Below are 15,503 nucleotides of genomic sequence, written 5' to 3'. Positions count from 1 at the left end.
GGTCTCAGACCTCTTCGACCGAGCTGGGCTCGGAGCGGGAGAGGTCGATGCCGAGCTCCTCGGCCGCCCGGAAGACCTCGTCGTCCGAGTCGCGCATCTCGATCGTGTTGCCGTCGGCCGAGAGGACCTCGACGTTCAGGCACAGGGACTGCATCTCCTTGATGAGCACCTTGAAGGACTCGGGGACCCCGGGCTCCGGGATGTTCTCGCCCTTGACGATGGCCTCGTAGACCTTCACGCGGCCGTGGACGTCGTCCGACTTGACCGTCAGCAGCTCCTGCAGCGTGTAGGCGGCGCCGTAGGCCTCCAGGGCCCACACCTCCATCTCGCCGAAGCGCTGGCCGCCGAACTGGGCCTTACCGCCCAGCGGCTGCTGGGTGATCATCGAGTACGGGCCCGTGGAGCGCGCGTGGATCTTGTCGTCCACGAGGTGGTGCAGCTTCAGGATGTACTGGTAGCCCACGGAGATCGGCTCCGGGAACGGCTCGCCGGAGCGGCCGTCGAACAGCCGCGCCTTGCCGCTGCGGTCGATCAGGCGGTCGCCGTCGCGGGTCGGGTTGGTGTGGTCGAGCAGGTCGAAGATCTCCTCCTCGCGCGCGCCGTCGAACACCGGGGTGGCGACGTTGGTCGGCCCGGACTTCGCGGGGAAGTTCGGCAGGCGCTCGATCCACTCGGGGCTGCCCTCGAGGTCCCAGCCCTGCTTGGCCAGCCAGCCGGTGTGCACCTCGAGGACCTGCCCGAGGTTCATGCGCCCGGGCACGCCCAGCGGGTTGAGGATGATGTCCACCGGGGTGCCGTCGGCCAGGAACGGCATGTCCTCGAGCGGCAGGATCTTCGAGATGACGCCCTTGTTGCCGTGGCGGCCGGCGAGCTTGTCGCCGTCGGTGATCTTGCGCTTCTGGGCCACGTAGACCCGCACGACCTGGTTGACGCCCGCGGGCAGGTCGTCGTCCTCGTCGTCGCGGTCGAACACGCGCACCCCGATGACGGTGCCGGACTCGCCGTGGGGCACCTTCAGGGAGGTGTCGCGCACCTCGCGGGACTTCTCGCCGAAGATCGCCCGCAGCAGCCGCTCCTCCGGGGTCAGCTCCGTCTCGCCCTTCGGGGTGACCTTGCCGACCAGGATGTCGCCGGCCTGGACCTCCGCGCCGATGTGGATGATGCCGCGCTCGTCGAGGGCCGAGAGCACCTCCTCGGACACGTTGGGGATGTCGCGGGTGATCTCCTCGGCGCCCAGCTTGGTGTCGCGGGCGTCGATCTCGTGCTCCTCGATGTGGATCGAGGTCAGCACGTCGTCGGAGACCATGCGCTGGGACAGGATGATGGCGTCCTCGTAGTTGAGGCCCTCCCAGGACATGTAGGCCACGAGCAGGTTCTTGCCCAGCGCGAGCTCGCCGTGGTCGGTCGAGGGGCCGTCGGCGATCACCGAGCGCTCCTCGACGCGGTCGCCCTCGGAGACGATGACGCGCTGGTTGTAGGTGTTGCCCGGGTTGGAGCGGACGAACTTGTTGATCGGGTAGACCGTGGTCGTCCCGTCGTCGTTGAGCACGCGCACGAGGTCCGCGGAGACCTCCTCGACCACGCCCGGCTTGCGGGCCAGGACGGAGTCGCCGGCGTCCAGGGCGGCGTAGCGCTCCATGCCGGTGCCCACGAGCGGGGCCTCGGACTCGAGCAGCGGCACGGCCTGGCGCTGCATGTTGGCGCCCATGAGCGCGCGGTTGGCGTCGTCGTGCTCGAGGTACGGGATCAGGGCCGTCGCCACGGAGACCATCTGGCGCGGGGAGACGTCCATGTACTGCACGGCGGTCGGGTCGACCAGCACGGCCTCGCCGGAGCCGTCGGCGGCGCGGGCGAGCACGGCGTCCTCGGCGAAGCGGTTCTCGTCGGTCAGCGGCGCGTTGGCCTGCGCGATGGTCACCCCGCGCTCGTCGTCGGCGGTGAGGTACTCGACGTCGTCGGTCACCACGCCGTCCACGACCTTGCGGTACGGGGTCTCGATGAAGCCGAACGGGTTGATCCGCCCGTAGGTCGCCAGCGAGCCGATGAGGCCGATGTTGGAGCCCTCGGGGGTCTCGATGGGGCACATGCGGCCGTAGTGCGAGGGGTGGACGTCGCGGACCTCCATGCCCGCGCGGTCGCGGGAGAGGCCGCCGGGGCCCAGCGCGGACAGGCGCCGCTTGTGGGTCAGGCCCGCGAGCGGGTTGTTCTGGTCCATGAACTGCGACAGCTGCGAGGTCCCGAAGAACTCCTTGATCGCCGCCACGACGGGACGGATGTTGATCAGGGTCTGCGGGGTGATCGCCTCGACGTCCTGCGTGGTCATGCGCTCGCGCACCACGCGCTCCATGCGGGAGAGGCCGGTGCGGATCTGGTTCTCGATCAGCTCGCCCACCGCGCGGATGCGCCGGTTGCCGAAGTGGTCGATGTCGTCGACGTCCACGACGATCTCGCGGGCCTCGCCGTCGCGCACGCCCTGGACGGTGGTGCCGCCGGCGTGCAGGGTCACGAGGTAGCGGATCATCGCGACGATGTCCTCGACCGAGAGCACGGAGGCGTCGTCGTCGCCGAAGGACTTGTCCAGGCCCAGCTTCCGGTTGAGCTTGTACCGGCCCACCTTGGCGAGGTCGTAGCGCTTCGGGTTGAAGTACATGTTGTCCAGCAGCGACTGGGCCGCCTCGACCGTGGGCGGCTCCCCCGGGCGCAGCTTGCGGTAGATGTCCAGCAGCGCGTCCTCGCGGGTGTCGACCGTGTCCTTCTCCAGCGTGGCGCGGATGGAGTCGAAGTCGCCGAACTCCTCGAGGATGCGGGACTCGGTCCAGCCGAGGGCCTTGAGCAGCACGGTCACGGACTGCTTGCGCTTGCGGTCCAGGCGCACGCCGACCTGGTCGCGCTTGTCGATCTCCAGCTCGAACCACGCCCCGCGGGAGGGGATGATCTTCGCGGAGTAGATGTCCTTGTCCGAGGTGCGGTCCTGGCCGCGCTCGAAGTAGGCGCCCGGGGAGCGCACGAGCTGCGAGACGACCACGCGCTCGGTGCCGTTGATGACGAAGGTGCCCTTCTCGGTCATCAGCGGGAAGTCGCCCATGAACACGGTCTGCTGCTTGATCTCGCCCGTGTTGTTGTTCATGAACTCGGCCTTGACGTACAGCGGCGCCGAGTAGGTGGCGTCGCGGTCCTTGCACTCGTCCATCGTGTACTTGGGCTCGTAGAACTCGGGCTCCGAGAAGGACAGGGACATGGTGCCCTGGAAGTCCTCGATCGGGGAGATCTCCTCGAAGATGTCGGCGAGGCCGGAGGTCGTGGCGATGCCCTGCTCGCCGGCGTCGAGGGCGGCCTGCACCCGCCCCTGCCAGCGCTCGTTGCCGACGAGGCGGTCGAAGCTGTCCGTCTGGAGGGCCAGCAGGTTGGGCACGTCCAGCGGCTCGTGGATCTTGGCGAAGGAGACGCGGCCCGGGAGATTGCCGTCGGCCGGCCGGTTAGCGGTTGAGTTCGATTCGGTGCTCGAGGCGACCAAGATGGATTCCTTCCACAGATCTGCAGTTGAATCGCGCAGTTCCCGATCGGGTTCGCGGGAGGTCGGGGACCGGTCCGGTGAGGGGTCGGTCCGCGTCCCGGCGGCGCCCACCGCTATATGAAGGCACGCAGAATGAGGGACAACGCAAATGACCAGTCTAGGGCCGCGGCGCAGGTCTGTCCACACGGCCGGTGGACGCCAGGCGCCCACCGGCCGTAGGATGAGGAATTTTCGTGGTGCGCGTCTCAGCCCCGCCGGTAGAACGGCAGCTCGACGACCTCCACGGGGGCGCGCCGGCCGCGCACGTCGGCCTCGAGCGCCGTGCCGGGGGCGGAGACCTCCGGGCGCACGAGGGCCATCGCGACCGGGTGGCCGAGGGTCGGGGACGGGACCCCGGAGGTGACCTCGCCGACCTGCTCGTCGCCGGAGACCACGGCGTTGCCGGCGCGCACCGGCCGCCGCCCCAGCCCCCTGAGCCCCACGAGCACCCGCGCGGGCGCGGACGCGGCCTGCGCCTCGAGCGCGGCGCGGCCGGTGAACGGGCCCTCCTTGGTCCGCAGGGCCGCCTCGACGAGCCGGCCGAGGCCGGCCTCGGCGGCGGTGGTCCCCGTGCCCAGCTCGTGGCCGTAGAGCGGCATCCCGGCCTCCAGGCGCAGGGAGTCGCGGGCGGCCAGGCCCGCGGGCACCACGCCCCGGTCCTCCCCCGCCGCCAGCAGCGCGTCCCAGACCGTGCGGGCGTGCTCGGGGGCCGTGTACAGCTCGAAGCCGTCCTCGCCGGTGTACCCGGTGCGGGCCACCAGCGCGGGCACGCCCGCGACCTCGGTGGGCACGCACGCGTAGTAGCGCAGGGCGCGCACGGCCTCCGCGTCGGCGCAGCCGGCGGCGAGCAGGACGTCCTCGGCCGCAGGGCCCTGGATAGCCACGAGGGCCGTGGCCTCCGTGCGGTCCTCGACGACGACGTCGAAGCCCTCCGCCCGCGCGCGCAGCTCCCGCAGCGCGGTCGCCGTGTTGGCGGCGTTGGGCACCACGAGGAAGCGGTCCTCGGCGAGGCGGTAGGTGATCAGGTCGTCGAGCACCCGCCCGTCCTCGTCCACGAGCAGGGTGTACTTGGCGCGGCCGGGGGCCAGGGCGCTCATCCGGGAGACGAGCGCCGCGTCCAGGAACTGCGCCGCCTGCGGGCCCTCGACCGCGACCTCGCCCATGTGGGAGAGGTCGAAGAGCCCGGCGGCCCGGCGCACCGCGTGGTGCTCGGCGACGTCGTTCGCGTACTTCAGCGGCATCTGCCAGCCGCCGAAGTCGGTGAACACGGCACCCGCCTCCCGGTGGGCGGCCTCGAGCGGGGTGGTGCGGGCGCTCACCGGGCGGCCTCCTGCTCCAGGGCCTCCTCGCGCTCGGCGCGCTCGGCGGCGGCGAACGCCTCGATCGGCGGGCAGCTGCAGACCAGGTTGCGGTCGCCGGCGGCGTTCTCGACCCGGCCCACGGGCGACCAGTACTTGCCCAGGCGCAGCTCGGGCAGGGGGTAGGCGGCCAGGGAGCGCGGGTAGGCCCGGTCCCAGTCGTCGGCGGTGAGCACCTCGGCCGTGTGCGGTGCGTGGCGCAGCACGGAGTCCTCCACCGCGACCTCCCCCTCGGCGACGGCCGTCATCTCGGCGTGGACGGCGCGCATCGCGTCGACGAAGCGGTCCAGCTCGGCGAGGTTCTCCGACTCGGTCGGCTCGACCATCAGCGTGCCCGCGACGGGGAACGCGAGGGTCGGGGCGTGGAAGCCGTAGTCGATCAGCCGCTTGCACACGTCCTCGGCGGTGACCCCGGAGGCCTTGGTCAGCGGGCGCAGGTCGAGGATGCACTCGTGGGCGACGAACCCGCCGGGGCCCGTGTAGAGCGTCGGGAAGACGTCGGCCAGGCGCGCCGAGACGTAGTTCGCCGCCAGGATGGCGGTGCGCGAGGACTCGGTGAGGCCCTGCCCGCCGGTCATGGCGATGTACATCCAGGAGATCGGCAGCACCCCGGCGGAGCCCCAGCGGGCCTGGGAGACCGGGAATGCCTCGGCCTCCGGGTCGGCCGCGGCGGCCGCCGGGTCCTCGGGCAGGAACGGCACGAGGTGCTCGGCCACCGCGACGGGGCCCACGCCGGGCCCGCCGCCGCCGTGGGGGATGCAGAAGGTCTTGTGCAGGTTCAGGTGGGAGACGTCCCCGCCGAAGCGCCCGGGCCGGGCCAGGCCCATGAGGGCGTTGAGGTTGGCGCCGTCGACGTAGACCTGGCCGCCGGCCTCGTGCACGGCGGCGCAGACCTCGGTGACCTGCTCCTCGAACACCCCGTGGGTCGAGGGGTAGGTGATCATGATCCCGGCGAGCTCGTCGCCGGTCTGCGCGATCCGCTCCCGCAGGTCCGCCATGTCCACCGAGCCGTCGGCGGCGGTGGCGACGACGACGACCTTGAGGTCGGCCAGCACGGCCGAGGCCGCGTTGGTGCCGTGGGCGGAGGAGGGGATGAGGATGGTCTTGCGCTGCCGGTCGCCGCGGGAGAGGTGGTAGCGGCGGATCGCGAGCAGCCCGGCCAGCTCGCCCTGGGAGCCGGCGTTGGGCTGGACGGACACGGCGGCGTAGCCGGTGATCTCGGTCAGCCACGTCTCGAGCTGGCCGATGAGCTCCTGCCAGCCCAGGGTCTGGTCCTCGGGGGCCAGCGGGTGGATCGAGGCGAGCTCGGGCCAGCTGATCGGCTCCATCTCGGCGGCGGCGTTGAGCTTCATGGTGCACGAGCCCAGCGGGATCATCGTGCGGTCCAGGGCCAGGTCCTTGTCCGCGAGCCCGCGCAGCCAGCGCATCATGGCGGTCTCGGAGCGGTGGGTGTTGAACACCGGGTGGGCGAGGTAGCCGTCGGTGCGCAGCAGGGCCGCGGGCAGCGCCCACGCGTCCTGCGGCGCGTCCTGCTCGGGGGCGGCGGCGCCGAAGGCCGCGAGCACGGCGTCGACGTCGCGCTCGTCGTGCGGCTCGCCCAGGGAGACGGAGACCCGGTCGGCGTCGACGCGGCGCAGGTTGATCCCCCGCTCGGCGGCGGCGGCGACCACGGCGTCGGCGCGTCCGGGGACCTGCGCGAGGACGGTGTCGAAGAAGTGCTCGTGCACCACGGTGGTGCCGGCGGCGGCCAGGCCCGTGGCGAGGCGGGCGGCGAGCCCGTGCACGCGCTCGGCGATGGCACGCAGCCCGTCGGGGCCGTGGTAGGCGGCATAGGCGCCGGCCACGACGGCCAGCAGCGCCTGGGCGGTGCAGATGTTGGAGGTGGCCTTCTCGCGGCGGATGTGCTGCTCGCGGGTCTGCAGCGCGAGCCGGTAGGCGGGCCGGCCGGAGGAGTCGGTGGACACGCCCACGAGGCGGCCCGGCAGGTTGCGCTCGAAGCCCTTGCGGCAGGCGATGAACGCGGCGTGGGGGCCGCCGAAGAACAGGGGCACCCCGAAGCGCTGGGCGGAGCCGACGGCGATGTCCACGCCCTGCTCCCCCGGGGAGCGCAGCAGGGTCAGCGCCAGCAGGTCGGTGGTCGCGGTCACGAGCGCGCCGGCGGCACGGGCCTGCTCGACGCGGGGGCCCAGCTCGGCGACGTCGCCGTCGACGCCGACGTGGGCGAGGACCACGCCGAAGAACTCGCCCTCGGGCAGCTGCGCGGTGAGGTCCGCGACGACGAGCTCGACGCCCACGGCCCGGCAGCGCCCGCGCAGCACCGCGAGGGTCTGCGGCAGGGTGCGGGCGTCGACGAGCACCCGGTCGCTCGTCGAGCGCCGGTTGGCGCGGCGCATCATGAGCACCGCCTCGGCCACGGCCGAGGACTCGTCCAGCAGGGAGGCGTTGGCGAGGTCGAGGCCGGTGAGGTCCATGACCGCGTTCTGGAAGGTGAGCAGGGCCTCGAGCCGGCCCTGGGAGATCTCCGGCTGGTACGGGGTGTAGGAGGTGTACCAGGCGGGGTTCTCGAGGATGTTGCGCCGCAGCACCGGCGGGGTCACGGTCTCGGCGTAGCCCTGACCGATCATCTGGGTCATCACGCGGTTCTTGGCCGCGATCCGGCGCAGGGCCGCGAGGGCCTCGTGCTCCGACATCGGCGCGGGCAGGCGCAGCGGGGCGTCGGCGACGATCCCGCGCGGGACGGCGCGGGCGACGAGGTCGTCGAGGTCGGCCGCGCCGACCGTCTCGAGCATGGTCCGGGTCTCGGCCGCGTCGGGGCCGAGGTGGCGTGCCAGGAAGGACAAGGTCAGCTCCTCGTTCTCGAGGCCCCGGTCGGGGCCCGTCCGGTCTCCCCGCTCTGTTCGCTGACCTGAGAGTTTTCGCCGCCCGGGGGCGGCCTGCACCGTCGGTGGCCGGCACCCCCGGCCGGTGGCCGGGGAGGCGGGACCTCTTCAGAGTGGCCTGCTCGCGGCGGTTCTGGGGCCTGAGAGATTCCCGGGGAGGAGTTGCTCCTTCGGCGCCGGTCCCGCCCTCCGCGGGCGGTCCCGGACTCTCCCGCCGCGCGTGGTCGGCCGAGATGTGGTTGTGCCTCCAGTGTCGCACAGATGCCCCGCCGCTCCCCCGCCCCGGACGGATCCGCCGGGAGGCCCGGGCAACGGCACGAGGCCCCGGACGCGGTGCGTCCGGGGCCTCGGCAGGGCGCACCCGCGAGGGGTGCGTCCGGAGGTGCTACTTGAGGGTGACGGTGGCGCCGGCGCCCTCGAGGGCCTCCTTGGCCTTGTCCGCGGTCTCCTTGTTGGCGCCCTCGAGCACGGCCTTGGGGGCCGAGTCCACGAGGTCCTTGGCCTCCTTGAGGCCGAGGGAGGTCAGCGCGCGGACCTCCTTGATGACCTGGATCTTCTTGTCGCCGGCGGCCTCGAGGACGACGTCGAACTCGGTCTGCTCCTCGGCCTCCTCGGCGGCACCGGCGGCCGGGGCGGCCGCACCGGCGACGGCCACGGGGGCGGCGGCGGTGACGTCGAAGGTCTCCTCGAACGCCTTGACGAACTCGGAGAGCTCGATCAGGGAGAGCTCCTTGAAGGCGTCGATCAGTTCTTCGGTGGTGAGCTTGGCCATGGTTGTGGCTCCTTTTCGATGGGGTGTCCCGACCGGGTTCGTCGGCGCGGGACGGGACGTTTCCGTGGTGAGAATGTGCCTCGCGGCGGGTGCTGGTTAGGCGCCCTGCTCCTCGACCTTGGCGCGCAGCGCCTCCGCGGTGCGGACGGTCTTGGACAGCGGGGCCTGGAACAGCGCGGCGGCCTTGGACAGCGACGCCTGGGCGGCGCCGGCGACCTTGGCGAGCAGCACCTCGCGGGACTCGAGGTCCGCGAGCTGCTTGATCTCGGCCTCGCTGAGCGCCTTGCCCTCGAGGTAGCCGCCCTTGACCACGAGCTGCGGGTTCGCCTTGGCGAAGTCACGCAGGCTCTTGGCGGCCTCGACGGGGTCGCCCGAGACGAAGGCGATGGCGCTCGGGCCGGCGAGCTGGCCGTCGAACGCGTCGATGCCCAGCTCCTTGGCCGCGATCGCGGTCAGCGTGTTCTTCACCACGGCGTATTCGGCGTTCTCACCGAGCGAGCGGCGCAGCTCCTTGAGCTGGGCCACGGTGAGACCGCGGTACTCAGTCAGGACAGCAGCGTCCGAGTTGGAGAACAGCTCCTTCAACTCGGCGACCGCGGCTGCCTTTTCCGGGTTCGCCATGGTACTCCTTCCGGTCTTCGATGCCGGTGCGCTGCCGAGGGGTCCCGGACACGGAAAAGGCCCCGCGCAGATGCCCGGGGCCGGCCGCTGCGGGCCGTGGAGAGGCGCGCGCGGCTGTGCTGGTTCACCTGCGCTGGCCGTTCCGGAAACGGAACTCTTACGGCTGCTCCCCCGGCGCACCGCGTCCCGAACGGGATGCGGCAGGCATGGGGAACCACGACCGGCGGTCTTTGGTGCTCCCCACGCTACCGCACGCGGGTGCGGGCACCAAATCGGGCCGCGCCGGCCCGGTCCTCACAGGGCGGGGACCTCGCGCGACCACACGCCGCTGCGCCCGGCGACCCGGAAGCCCAGGCGGGCGTTGACCCGGCCCATCCGGTCGTCGCCGCTGTGGCTCCAGGTGTACACGGTCCGCACCTCGGGGGCCTCCGCCTCGAGGCGGCGCAGGTTGGCCAGCTTGAGCCGGGTGCCGAGCCACCGGCGCCGGTGCTCGCGCAGGACCACGGTCTCGTCCTGCATGGCGATCGTGGGGTGCGGTCCGGCCAGGACCAGCTCGGTCATCCCCACGAGCCGGCCGCTGGGCTCGTGCTCGGCGACCGCGATGAGGGAGCGGTGCCCCGCCTCGGCGCGCAGCTGCTCGGTGCGCCGCACCCGCTCGGCGTCCCACGGGTCGGGGTCGGGGGCCGCCGGCGGGAGGTAGGAGTCCCCGGCCATGCGCGAGTGCAGCACGGCGAGCTCGTCGAGCCAGCGCTCCGGGGCCGGGCCCGACCAGGTGTGCACGCGGTACGGACCGTCCTGCCCGGTGGGCGCGAGCAGCCGCCGGACCCGCTCCTGCGGCAGGGGCAGGTCCAGGACCGCGAAGTCGCTGACCGACTCGAGCCGGTAGCCGGCGGCCAGCGCGAACCGGGTCTGCCGGTTGGACAGGGGCAGGCGCCCGGAGCCGTCGGCGGCGTCGACCCACTCGACGGTCTCCGGGGTGATCACCGGCAGCACGCCGGTGACGCTGCCGTCCCCCTCGATCTCGGCGGGGCCGGGGTGCTCGGTCTGGATGCGGAACCGCCGGCGGGACTCCCCCAGCGCGAGCTGCTCGGCGGCGGCGAGCAGCTCGCTGCCGGTGCCCTGCGAGGTGACCGAGGGGTCGACGTCGACGACGATGTGGGCGGAGTCGGTGGCGCCCATCAGGGGCATCCGCACCTCCGCGCGGCCGGCGAGGTGCCCGTCGACCTCGGCGCGCAGGATCGCCACCCGCTCGAAGGGGTCCTTGAGGTCCCGGTAGAGCTCCTCGGGGCCGGCGGTGAGCTCGCTGATGCCCCACACGTGCTGGCGGGAGCGGCGCACCAGCTCGACGACCTCGCCCAGGCGGCGCCGGGCGTCGTCGTCGAACGCGTCGGGGATGCGCATCAGCTCGATGTGCACCGAGGGGTGCTCGCTCACGGTGGTTCCTTCCGGTGCGCTGGGGGACGCGGTCCGGGCCGGGGCCCGGGAGGACGGCGAGGGGCCCGGCCGCGATCCGGCCGGGCCCCTCCCGGTGGGCCCGCGAGGGGCCCGGGGGTGCCGGCGTCAGGCGCCGACGACGACCTCGGTGACGTTCGGGTCCACCGGGATGCCGGGGCCGAAGGTGGTGGTGACGGTCGCCTTGGTGATGTAGCGGCCCTTCGACGCGGACGGCTTCAGGCGGAGGATCTCCTCGAGCGCCGCGCCGTAGTTCTCGGCGAGCTGGGCGGCGTCGAAGGAGGTCTTGCCCACGATGAAGTGCAGGTTCGAGTGCTTGTCCACGCGGAAGTCGATCTTGCCGCCCTTGATGTCGGTCACGGCCTTGGCGACGTCCATGGTCACGGTGCCGGTCTTCGGGTTCGGCATGAGGTTGCGGGGGCCGAGGACCTTGCCCAGGCGGCCGACCTTGCCCATCATGTCCGGGGTCGCCACGGCGGCGTCGAAGTCGGTCCAGCCGCCCTGGATGCGGGCGATGAGGTCGTCGGAGCCCACGATGTCCGCACCGGCGGCCTCGGCGGCCGCGGCCTTGTCGCCGGTCGCGAAGACCACGACGCGCGCGGTCTTGCCGGTGCCGTGCGGCAGGTTCACGGTGCCGCGGACCATCTGGTCGGCCTTGCGGGGGTCGACGCCGAGGCGGAGGGCGACCTCCACGGTCGAGTCGGTCTTGGCGGTGTCGATCTCCTTGGCCAGGGCGACGGCCTCGGCGGGGCTGTAGAGCCTGCCCTGCTCGACCTTGGCCTCTGCCGCCCGGTACGCCTTGCTGCGCTGCGCCATCTGCTTCTTCTCCTTGTGCAGTTGTGGTCTGCGGGCCGCGCTCGGCCCTGCCACGGGATAACGGTGTGGGGTGGGGATCAGCGGGTGCTGATCACTCGACCTCGATGCCCATGGAACGGGCGGTGCCGGCGATGATCTTGGCCGCGGCCTCGACGTCGTTGGCGTTGAGGTCCTCCTTCTTGGTCTCGGCGATCTCACGGACCTGGTCCATGGTGAGCTTGCCGACCTTCTGGGTGTGCGGGACACCGGAGCCCTTGGCGACGCCGGCGGCCTTCTTGATCAGCTGCGCGGCGGGCGGGGTCTTCGTGATGAAGGTGAACGAGCGGTCCTCGTAGACCGTGATCTGGACGGGGACGATGTTGCCCCGCTGGGACTCCGTGGCCGCGTTGTAGGCCTTGCAGAATTCCATGATGTTGACGCCGTGCTGACCGAGAGCCGGACCCACGGGAGGAGCCGGGTTGGCGGCACCTGCCTGGATCTGCAGCTTGATCAGGCCTGCGACCTTCTTCTTGGGAGCCATGTGCTGGTCCTTCTCTTGCTGGACGTACCGGCGCACAGGAGCGTACGACGGCGGGTGGCCGCCGTGGCGCGGCGGCCGCACGGCCCCTGCCCGCGAGAGCGTGCGCGGGCGGGGGGCCGGGGTCTGGGGAGCGGGCCGGGGCCCGCGGGGTCAGATCTTGGAGACCTGGTTGAAACCGAGGGTCACCGGCGTCTCGCGCTCGAAGATGGACACGAGCACGACGAGCTGCTGGGACTCGACCTTGATCTCGGAGATCGTGGCGGGGAGGGTCTCGAACGGGCCCTCCTTGACGATGACGGACTCGCCGACCTCGAAGTCGACGTCCACCTGCGGCTGGGCGCTCGGGCGCTCGGCGGCCTCGGCGCCGGCGGCGGCCGGGGTCTCGAAGGTCGGGTTGAGCATCTCGACGACCTCGTCGAGGCGCAGGGGCACGGGGTTGTAGGCGTCCTGGCCCACGAAGCCGGTCACGCCCGGGGTGTGGCGCACGGCGCCCCACGAGGCGTCGGTGAGGTTCATCCGCACGAGCACGTAGCCCGGGATCCGCACGCGGCGCACGGTCTTGCGCTGCGCGTTCTTGATCTCGACGACCTCCTCCATCGGCACCTCGATCTGGAAGATGTCCTCCTCCATGTTGAGGGACTGGATGCGGGTCTCGAGGTTCGTCTTCACGCGGTTCTCGTAGCCGGCGTAGGTGTGGATGACGTACCAGTCGCCCTCCTGGCGGCGCAGCTGCGACTTGAACTCCTCGAGGGGGTCCACGGCCGGCTCGGGGGTCTGCTCGGCGGCCGCGGGCTCGTCCGCGTCCTGCACGGCGACGTCCTCGGCGGCCTGCGGAGCCTCGGCCTGCTCGGTCGCGGCCCGCTCGGTCGCGTCGGCCTGCGTCTGCTGCTCGGCGGCGCCCTCCGCCGCCTCGGCGGTCTCGGTGCCGTTGTCGAGCTCGTGCTCGGTCACTGGATCTCCCTGCTGTGGTCGTGGTCGGTCGTGCTCTGGTGCGCCCTGCGGCGCACGCGCGGGGGTCAGCCGCCGGCGGCGTTGCTCCCCTGCCCGAAGACCCACAGGGCGGCCTGGCCGAACGCCAGGTCCAGGACGGAGATCAGCACCATCATGAACGCGACGAACACGAGGACGACCAGGACGTAGTTGACCAGCTCGCGCCGGGTCGGGGTGACGACCTTCCGGAGCTCGCCCACCACCTGGCGCAGGAACAGCAGGAGCCGGCCCAGGACCCCGCGGGACCCCTCGGCGCCGGGGCCGGAGGGCTGTCCCGGGACCCGGCCGGCGGTGGTCTGCGACATCGGCTCTCCCTGGTGGACTCGTGCGCGCCGTGCGGCGTCGCCTGCTCGTCCGGACGGCGTGGCCCTGCGCGGGCCGCCGCGGGCCCGGGCGGGCACCCCCGTGGAACGGGGGCGCCCGGACCCGGCCCGGACTGGAGCAGGGCAGACAGGACTCGAACCTGCAACCTGCGGTTTTGGAGACCGCTGCGCTACCAATTGCGCCACTGCCCTGTGCGCCTCGTGGGCCGCGCCCGGCGCGCTGCGCCGGGGCCGCTCACCAGGACCCGGTCGCCGACTCTACCACCCGGCCCCCGCCTGGGGGGCGCGGCCGGTTCGGGCGCCGACGACACCAGTCGACCATCCTAGGCGCAACGGGCGCACCGGTGCAATCCGCGGCCGCGCCCGCGCGCCGGGGCCGGGGCCGTCCCCGCGGGCGGCGTCCGCCGGGACGTAGCATGGGGACCGTCCCGGCGGGCGCCCGCCGGTCCCGCCCGTCCCCGTCCCAGGAGGCCCCCGGTCATGACCGCATCCCGCATCTCCCGGCGCGTCGGCGCCATCGCAGAGTCCGCGACGCTCGCGGTCGACGCGAAGGCCAAGGCGCTCAAGGCCGCCGGCCGGCCCGTGATCGGCTTCGGCGCCGGGGAGCCGGACTTCCCGACCCCGCAGTACATCGTCGACGCCGCGGCCGAGGCGCTGCGCGACCCCGCGAACTTCCGCTACTCCCCCGCCGCCGGCCTGCCCGAGCTGCGGCGGGCGATCGCCGAGCAGACCGCCCGGGACAGCGGCCTCGACGTGGACCCGTCCCGGGTGCTCGTGACCAACGGCGGCAAGCAGGCCGTCTTCCAGGCCTTCGCGACCGTCGTGGACGAGGGCGACGACGTGCTGCTGCCCGCCCCGTACTGGACGACCTACCCGGAGGCGATCAAGCTCGCCGGCGGCCGGCCGGTCGAGGTCTTCGCCGGTCCCGAGCTCGGCTACAAGGTCACCCCCGAGCTGCTCGAGCAGGCGTGGACGCCGCGCACCAAGGCGCTGCTGTTCTGCTCGCCGTCGAACCCCACGGGCGCGGTGTACACCCCCGAGGAGACCGCGGCCGTGGGCCGCTGGGCCGCGGAGAAGGGGATCTTCGTCCTCACCGACGAGATCTACCAGCACCTGACCTACGACGGCGTGCCGTTCACCTCGATCGCCGCCGCCGTCCCCGAGCTGGGCGAGAACGTGGTGCTGCTCAACGGCGTGGCCAAGACCTACGCGATGACCGGCTGGCGCGTGGGCTGGCTGATCGGCGCCCCCGACGTCGTGAAGGCCGCGACGAACCTGCAGTCCCACCTGACCTCCAACGTCAACAACATCGCCCAGCGCGCCGCGCTCGCCGCGGTCTCCGGGCCGCTGGACGAGGTCCACCGGATGCGGGAGTCCTTCGACCGCCGGCGCCGGGCGCTCGTGGCCGGCCTCGACGCGATCGAGGGCGTGCAGTGCCCCGTGCCGACCGGCGCGTTCTACGCCTACGCCGACGTGCGGGGGCTGCTGGGCCGCCGCTTCGGCGACGTGACCCCGCGGACCTCGGCGGAGCTCGCCGAGCTGGTCCTGGAGCGGGCGGAGGTCGCGGTGGTCCCCGGCGAGGCGTTCGGGCCCTCCGGGTTCCTGCGCCTGTCCTACGCCCTGGGCGACGACGACCTCGCCGAGGGCGTGCGCCGGCTCCAGGAGCTGCTCGGGAGCGCGGCGTGAGCGCCGCGGCCGCCGTGCGCGCCCTCGACGCCGTCCCCGCCTCCGCGGCCGTGACCGCGGGGCTGCTGGGCGGCTACGCGACCGCCCGCGCCACCGGGGTGCGCCCGCTGGGCGGCGCCGTGCTCGCCGCGGCCGGGGCGGTCGCCGCCCACCGGTGGTGGCACCGCGGCGGGCCCGCGGTCACGGCCGGGCTCGCCGGGCTCTACGTCCTGGGCTTCGGGGCCTCCCACCCGCTGGCCAGGCGCCTCGGGGCCTGGCCCTCGGTGCTCGCGGTCACCGCCGCCAACGCCACGGCCAACCTCGTGCTGGTGGACCGGCCCGGCCACTGAGGCCCGGACCCCCGTGTCCCGGGTCCGCTCCGCACGACGGCGCCCGTCCCGTGGCCGCGGGGCGGGCGCCGCCGTGCGCGGCGGGCTCAGTCGCCGACCGCGTCCCGGCCCCGGCGCACGATGAGCGGGTCCGGGGCGTGGACCACCTCCGGGTCCTTGTCCTCGTAGTCGAACTGGTCCAGGAAGCAGCGCATCGCGTTGAGC

General features: G+C 72.9%; 12 protein-coding genes, 1 tRNA gene, 1 pseudogene and 1 riboswitch. Of the genes and pseudogenes, 2 read left to right on the top strand and 12 right to left on the bottom strand.

Features of this window, described 5'->3' with window-relative positions:
* Nucleotides 1–4 precede the first annotated feature (4 nt).
* From rpoB to LQU92_RS14665, 11 genes are all read right to left on the bottom strand, one after another.
* On the bottom strand, nucleotides 5–3,514 hold the full coding sequence (gene rpoB, locus LQU92_RS14715; protein ID WP_230781433.1) for a DNA-directed RNA polymerase subunit beta: 3,510 nt from the start codon (nucleotides 3,512–3,514) through the stop codon (nucleotides 5–7).
* 245 nt (nucleotides 3,515–3,759) lie between these two features.
* Nucleotides 3,760–4,872, bottom strand: a complete 1,113-nt coding sequence (gene gcvT / locus LQU92_RS14710; RefSeq protein WP_230781432.1) for a glycine cleavage system aminomethyltransferase GcvT — start codon at nucleotides 4,870–4,872, stop codon at nucleotides 3,760–3,762.
* Nucleotides 4,869–7,751, bottom strand: a complete 2,883-nt coding sequence (gene gcvP / locus LQU92_RS14705; RefSeq protein ID WP_230781431.1) for an aminomethyl-transferring glycine dehydrogenase — start codon at nucleotides 7,749–7,751, stop codon at nucleotides 4,869–4,871. Before gcvP ends, gcvT begins: the two co-directional genes overlap by 4 nt.
* Before the next feature lie 157 nt (nucleotides 7,752–7,908).
* Nucleotides 7,909–8,014: riboswitch (glycine riboswitch) on the bottom strand.
* Between the two features lie 161 nt (nucleotides 8,015–8,175).
* Nucleotides 8,176–8,562, bottom strand: coding sequence for a 50S ribosomal protein L7/L12 (rplL, locus tag LQU92_RS14700; RefSeq protein ID WP_058859382.1), 387 nt, complete (start codon nucleotides 8,560–8,562; stop codon nucleotides 8,176–8,178).
* Between the two features lie 96 nt (nucleotides 8,563–8,658).
* Complete coding sequence (gene rplJ, locus LQU92_RS14695) at nucleotides 8,659–9,183, bottom strand: 50S ribosomal protein L10 (RefSeq protein WP_058859383.1); 525 nt, start codon at nucleotides 9,181–9,183, stop codon at nucleotides 8,659–8,661.
* A 294-nt stretch (nucleotides 9,184–9,477) separates the two neighbouring features.
* Entirely contained in the window at nucleotides 9,478–10,617 is a 1,140-nt protein-coding gene (locus LQU92_RS14690) for a GNAT family N-acetyltransferase (RefSeq protein ID WP_230781430.1), read from the bottom strand.
* A gap of 126 nt (nucleotides 10,618–10,743) precedes the next feature.
* The gene (gene rplA, locus LQU92_RS14685) at nucleotides 10,744–11,451 is read right to left on the bottom strand and encodes a 50S ribosomal protein L1 (protein ID WP_101851903.1); all 708 of its coding nucleotides are present in this window, start codon (nucleotides 11,449–11,451) and stop codon (nucleotides 10,744–10,746) included.
* Nucleotides 11,452–11,542: 91 nt separating this feature from the next.
* Entirely contained in the window at nucleotides 11,543–11,971 is a 429-nt protein-coding gene (gene rplK / locus LQU92_RS14680) for a 50S ribosomal protein L11 (protein ID WP_230781429.1), read from the bottom strand.
* A gap of 150 nt (nucleotides 11,972–12,121) precedes the next feature.
* Nucleotides 12,122–12,922: a transcription termination/antitermination protein NusG gene (gene nusG, locus LQU92_RS14675; protein WP_230781428.1), complete on the bottom strand. Its 801-nt coding sequence runs from the start codon at nucleotides 12,920–12,922 to the stop codon at nucleotides 12,122–12,124.
* Nucleotides 12,923–12,987: 65 nt separating this feature from the next.
* The gene (gene secE / locus LQU92_RS14670) at nucleotides 12,988–13,266 is read right to left on the bottom strand and encodes a preprotein translocase subunit SecE (RefSeq protein ID WP_230781427.1); all 279 of its coding nucleotides are present in this window, start codon (nucleotides 13,264–13,266) and stop codon (nucleotides 12,988–12,990) included.
* Nucleotides 13,267–13,403: 137 nt separating this feature from the next.
* Nucleotides 13,404–13,476 (bottom strand) — tRNA-Trp (locus tag LQU92_RS14665).
* A gap of 288 nt (nucleotides 13,477–13,764) precedes the next feature.
* On the opposite strand from LQU92_RS14665, the gene LQU92_RS14660 reads away from it, so the two are divergent.
* Nucleotides 13,765–14,970 (top strand): pyridoxal phosphate-dependent aminotransferase, encoded by a 1,206-nt coding sequence (locus LQU92_RS14660; protein ID WP_230781426.1) that lies wholly within the window; start codon nucleotides 13,765–13,767, stop codon nucleotides 14,968–14,970.
* Entirely contained in the window at nucleotides 14,967–15,299 is a 333-nt protein-coding gene (locus LQU92_RS14655) for a hypothetical protein (protein ID WP_230781425.1), read from the top strand. The genes LQU92_RS14660 and LQU92_RS14655 overlap by 4 nt, the downstream gene beginning before the upstream one ends.
* An 86-nt stretch (nucleotides 15,300–15,385) precedes the next feature.
* Here LQU92_RS14655 and LQU92_RS14650 read toward each other — a convergent pair.
* Nucleotides 15,386–15,503 (bottom strand): annotated as a pseudogene (locus LQU92_RS14650) (polyphosphate kinase 2); the annotation flags it as partial.

Origin of the sequence: Kocuria sp. LUK (assembly GCF_021012935.1) — a bacterium.
Lineage (GTDB): Bacteria > Actinomycetota > Actinomycetes > Actinomycetales > Micrococcaceae > Kocuria > Kocuria flava.
Note: the sequence above shows the minus strand (reverse complement) of the source record. Positions and strands in the feature narration are given on the sequence as shown.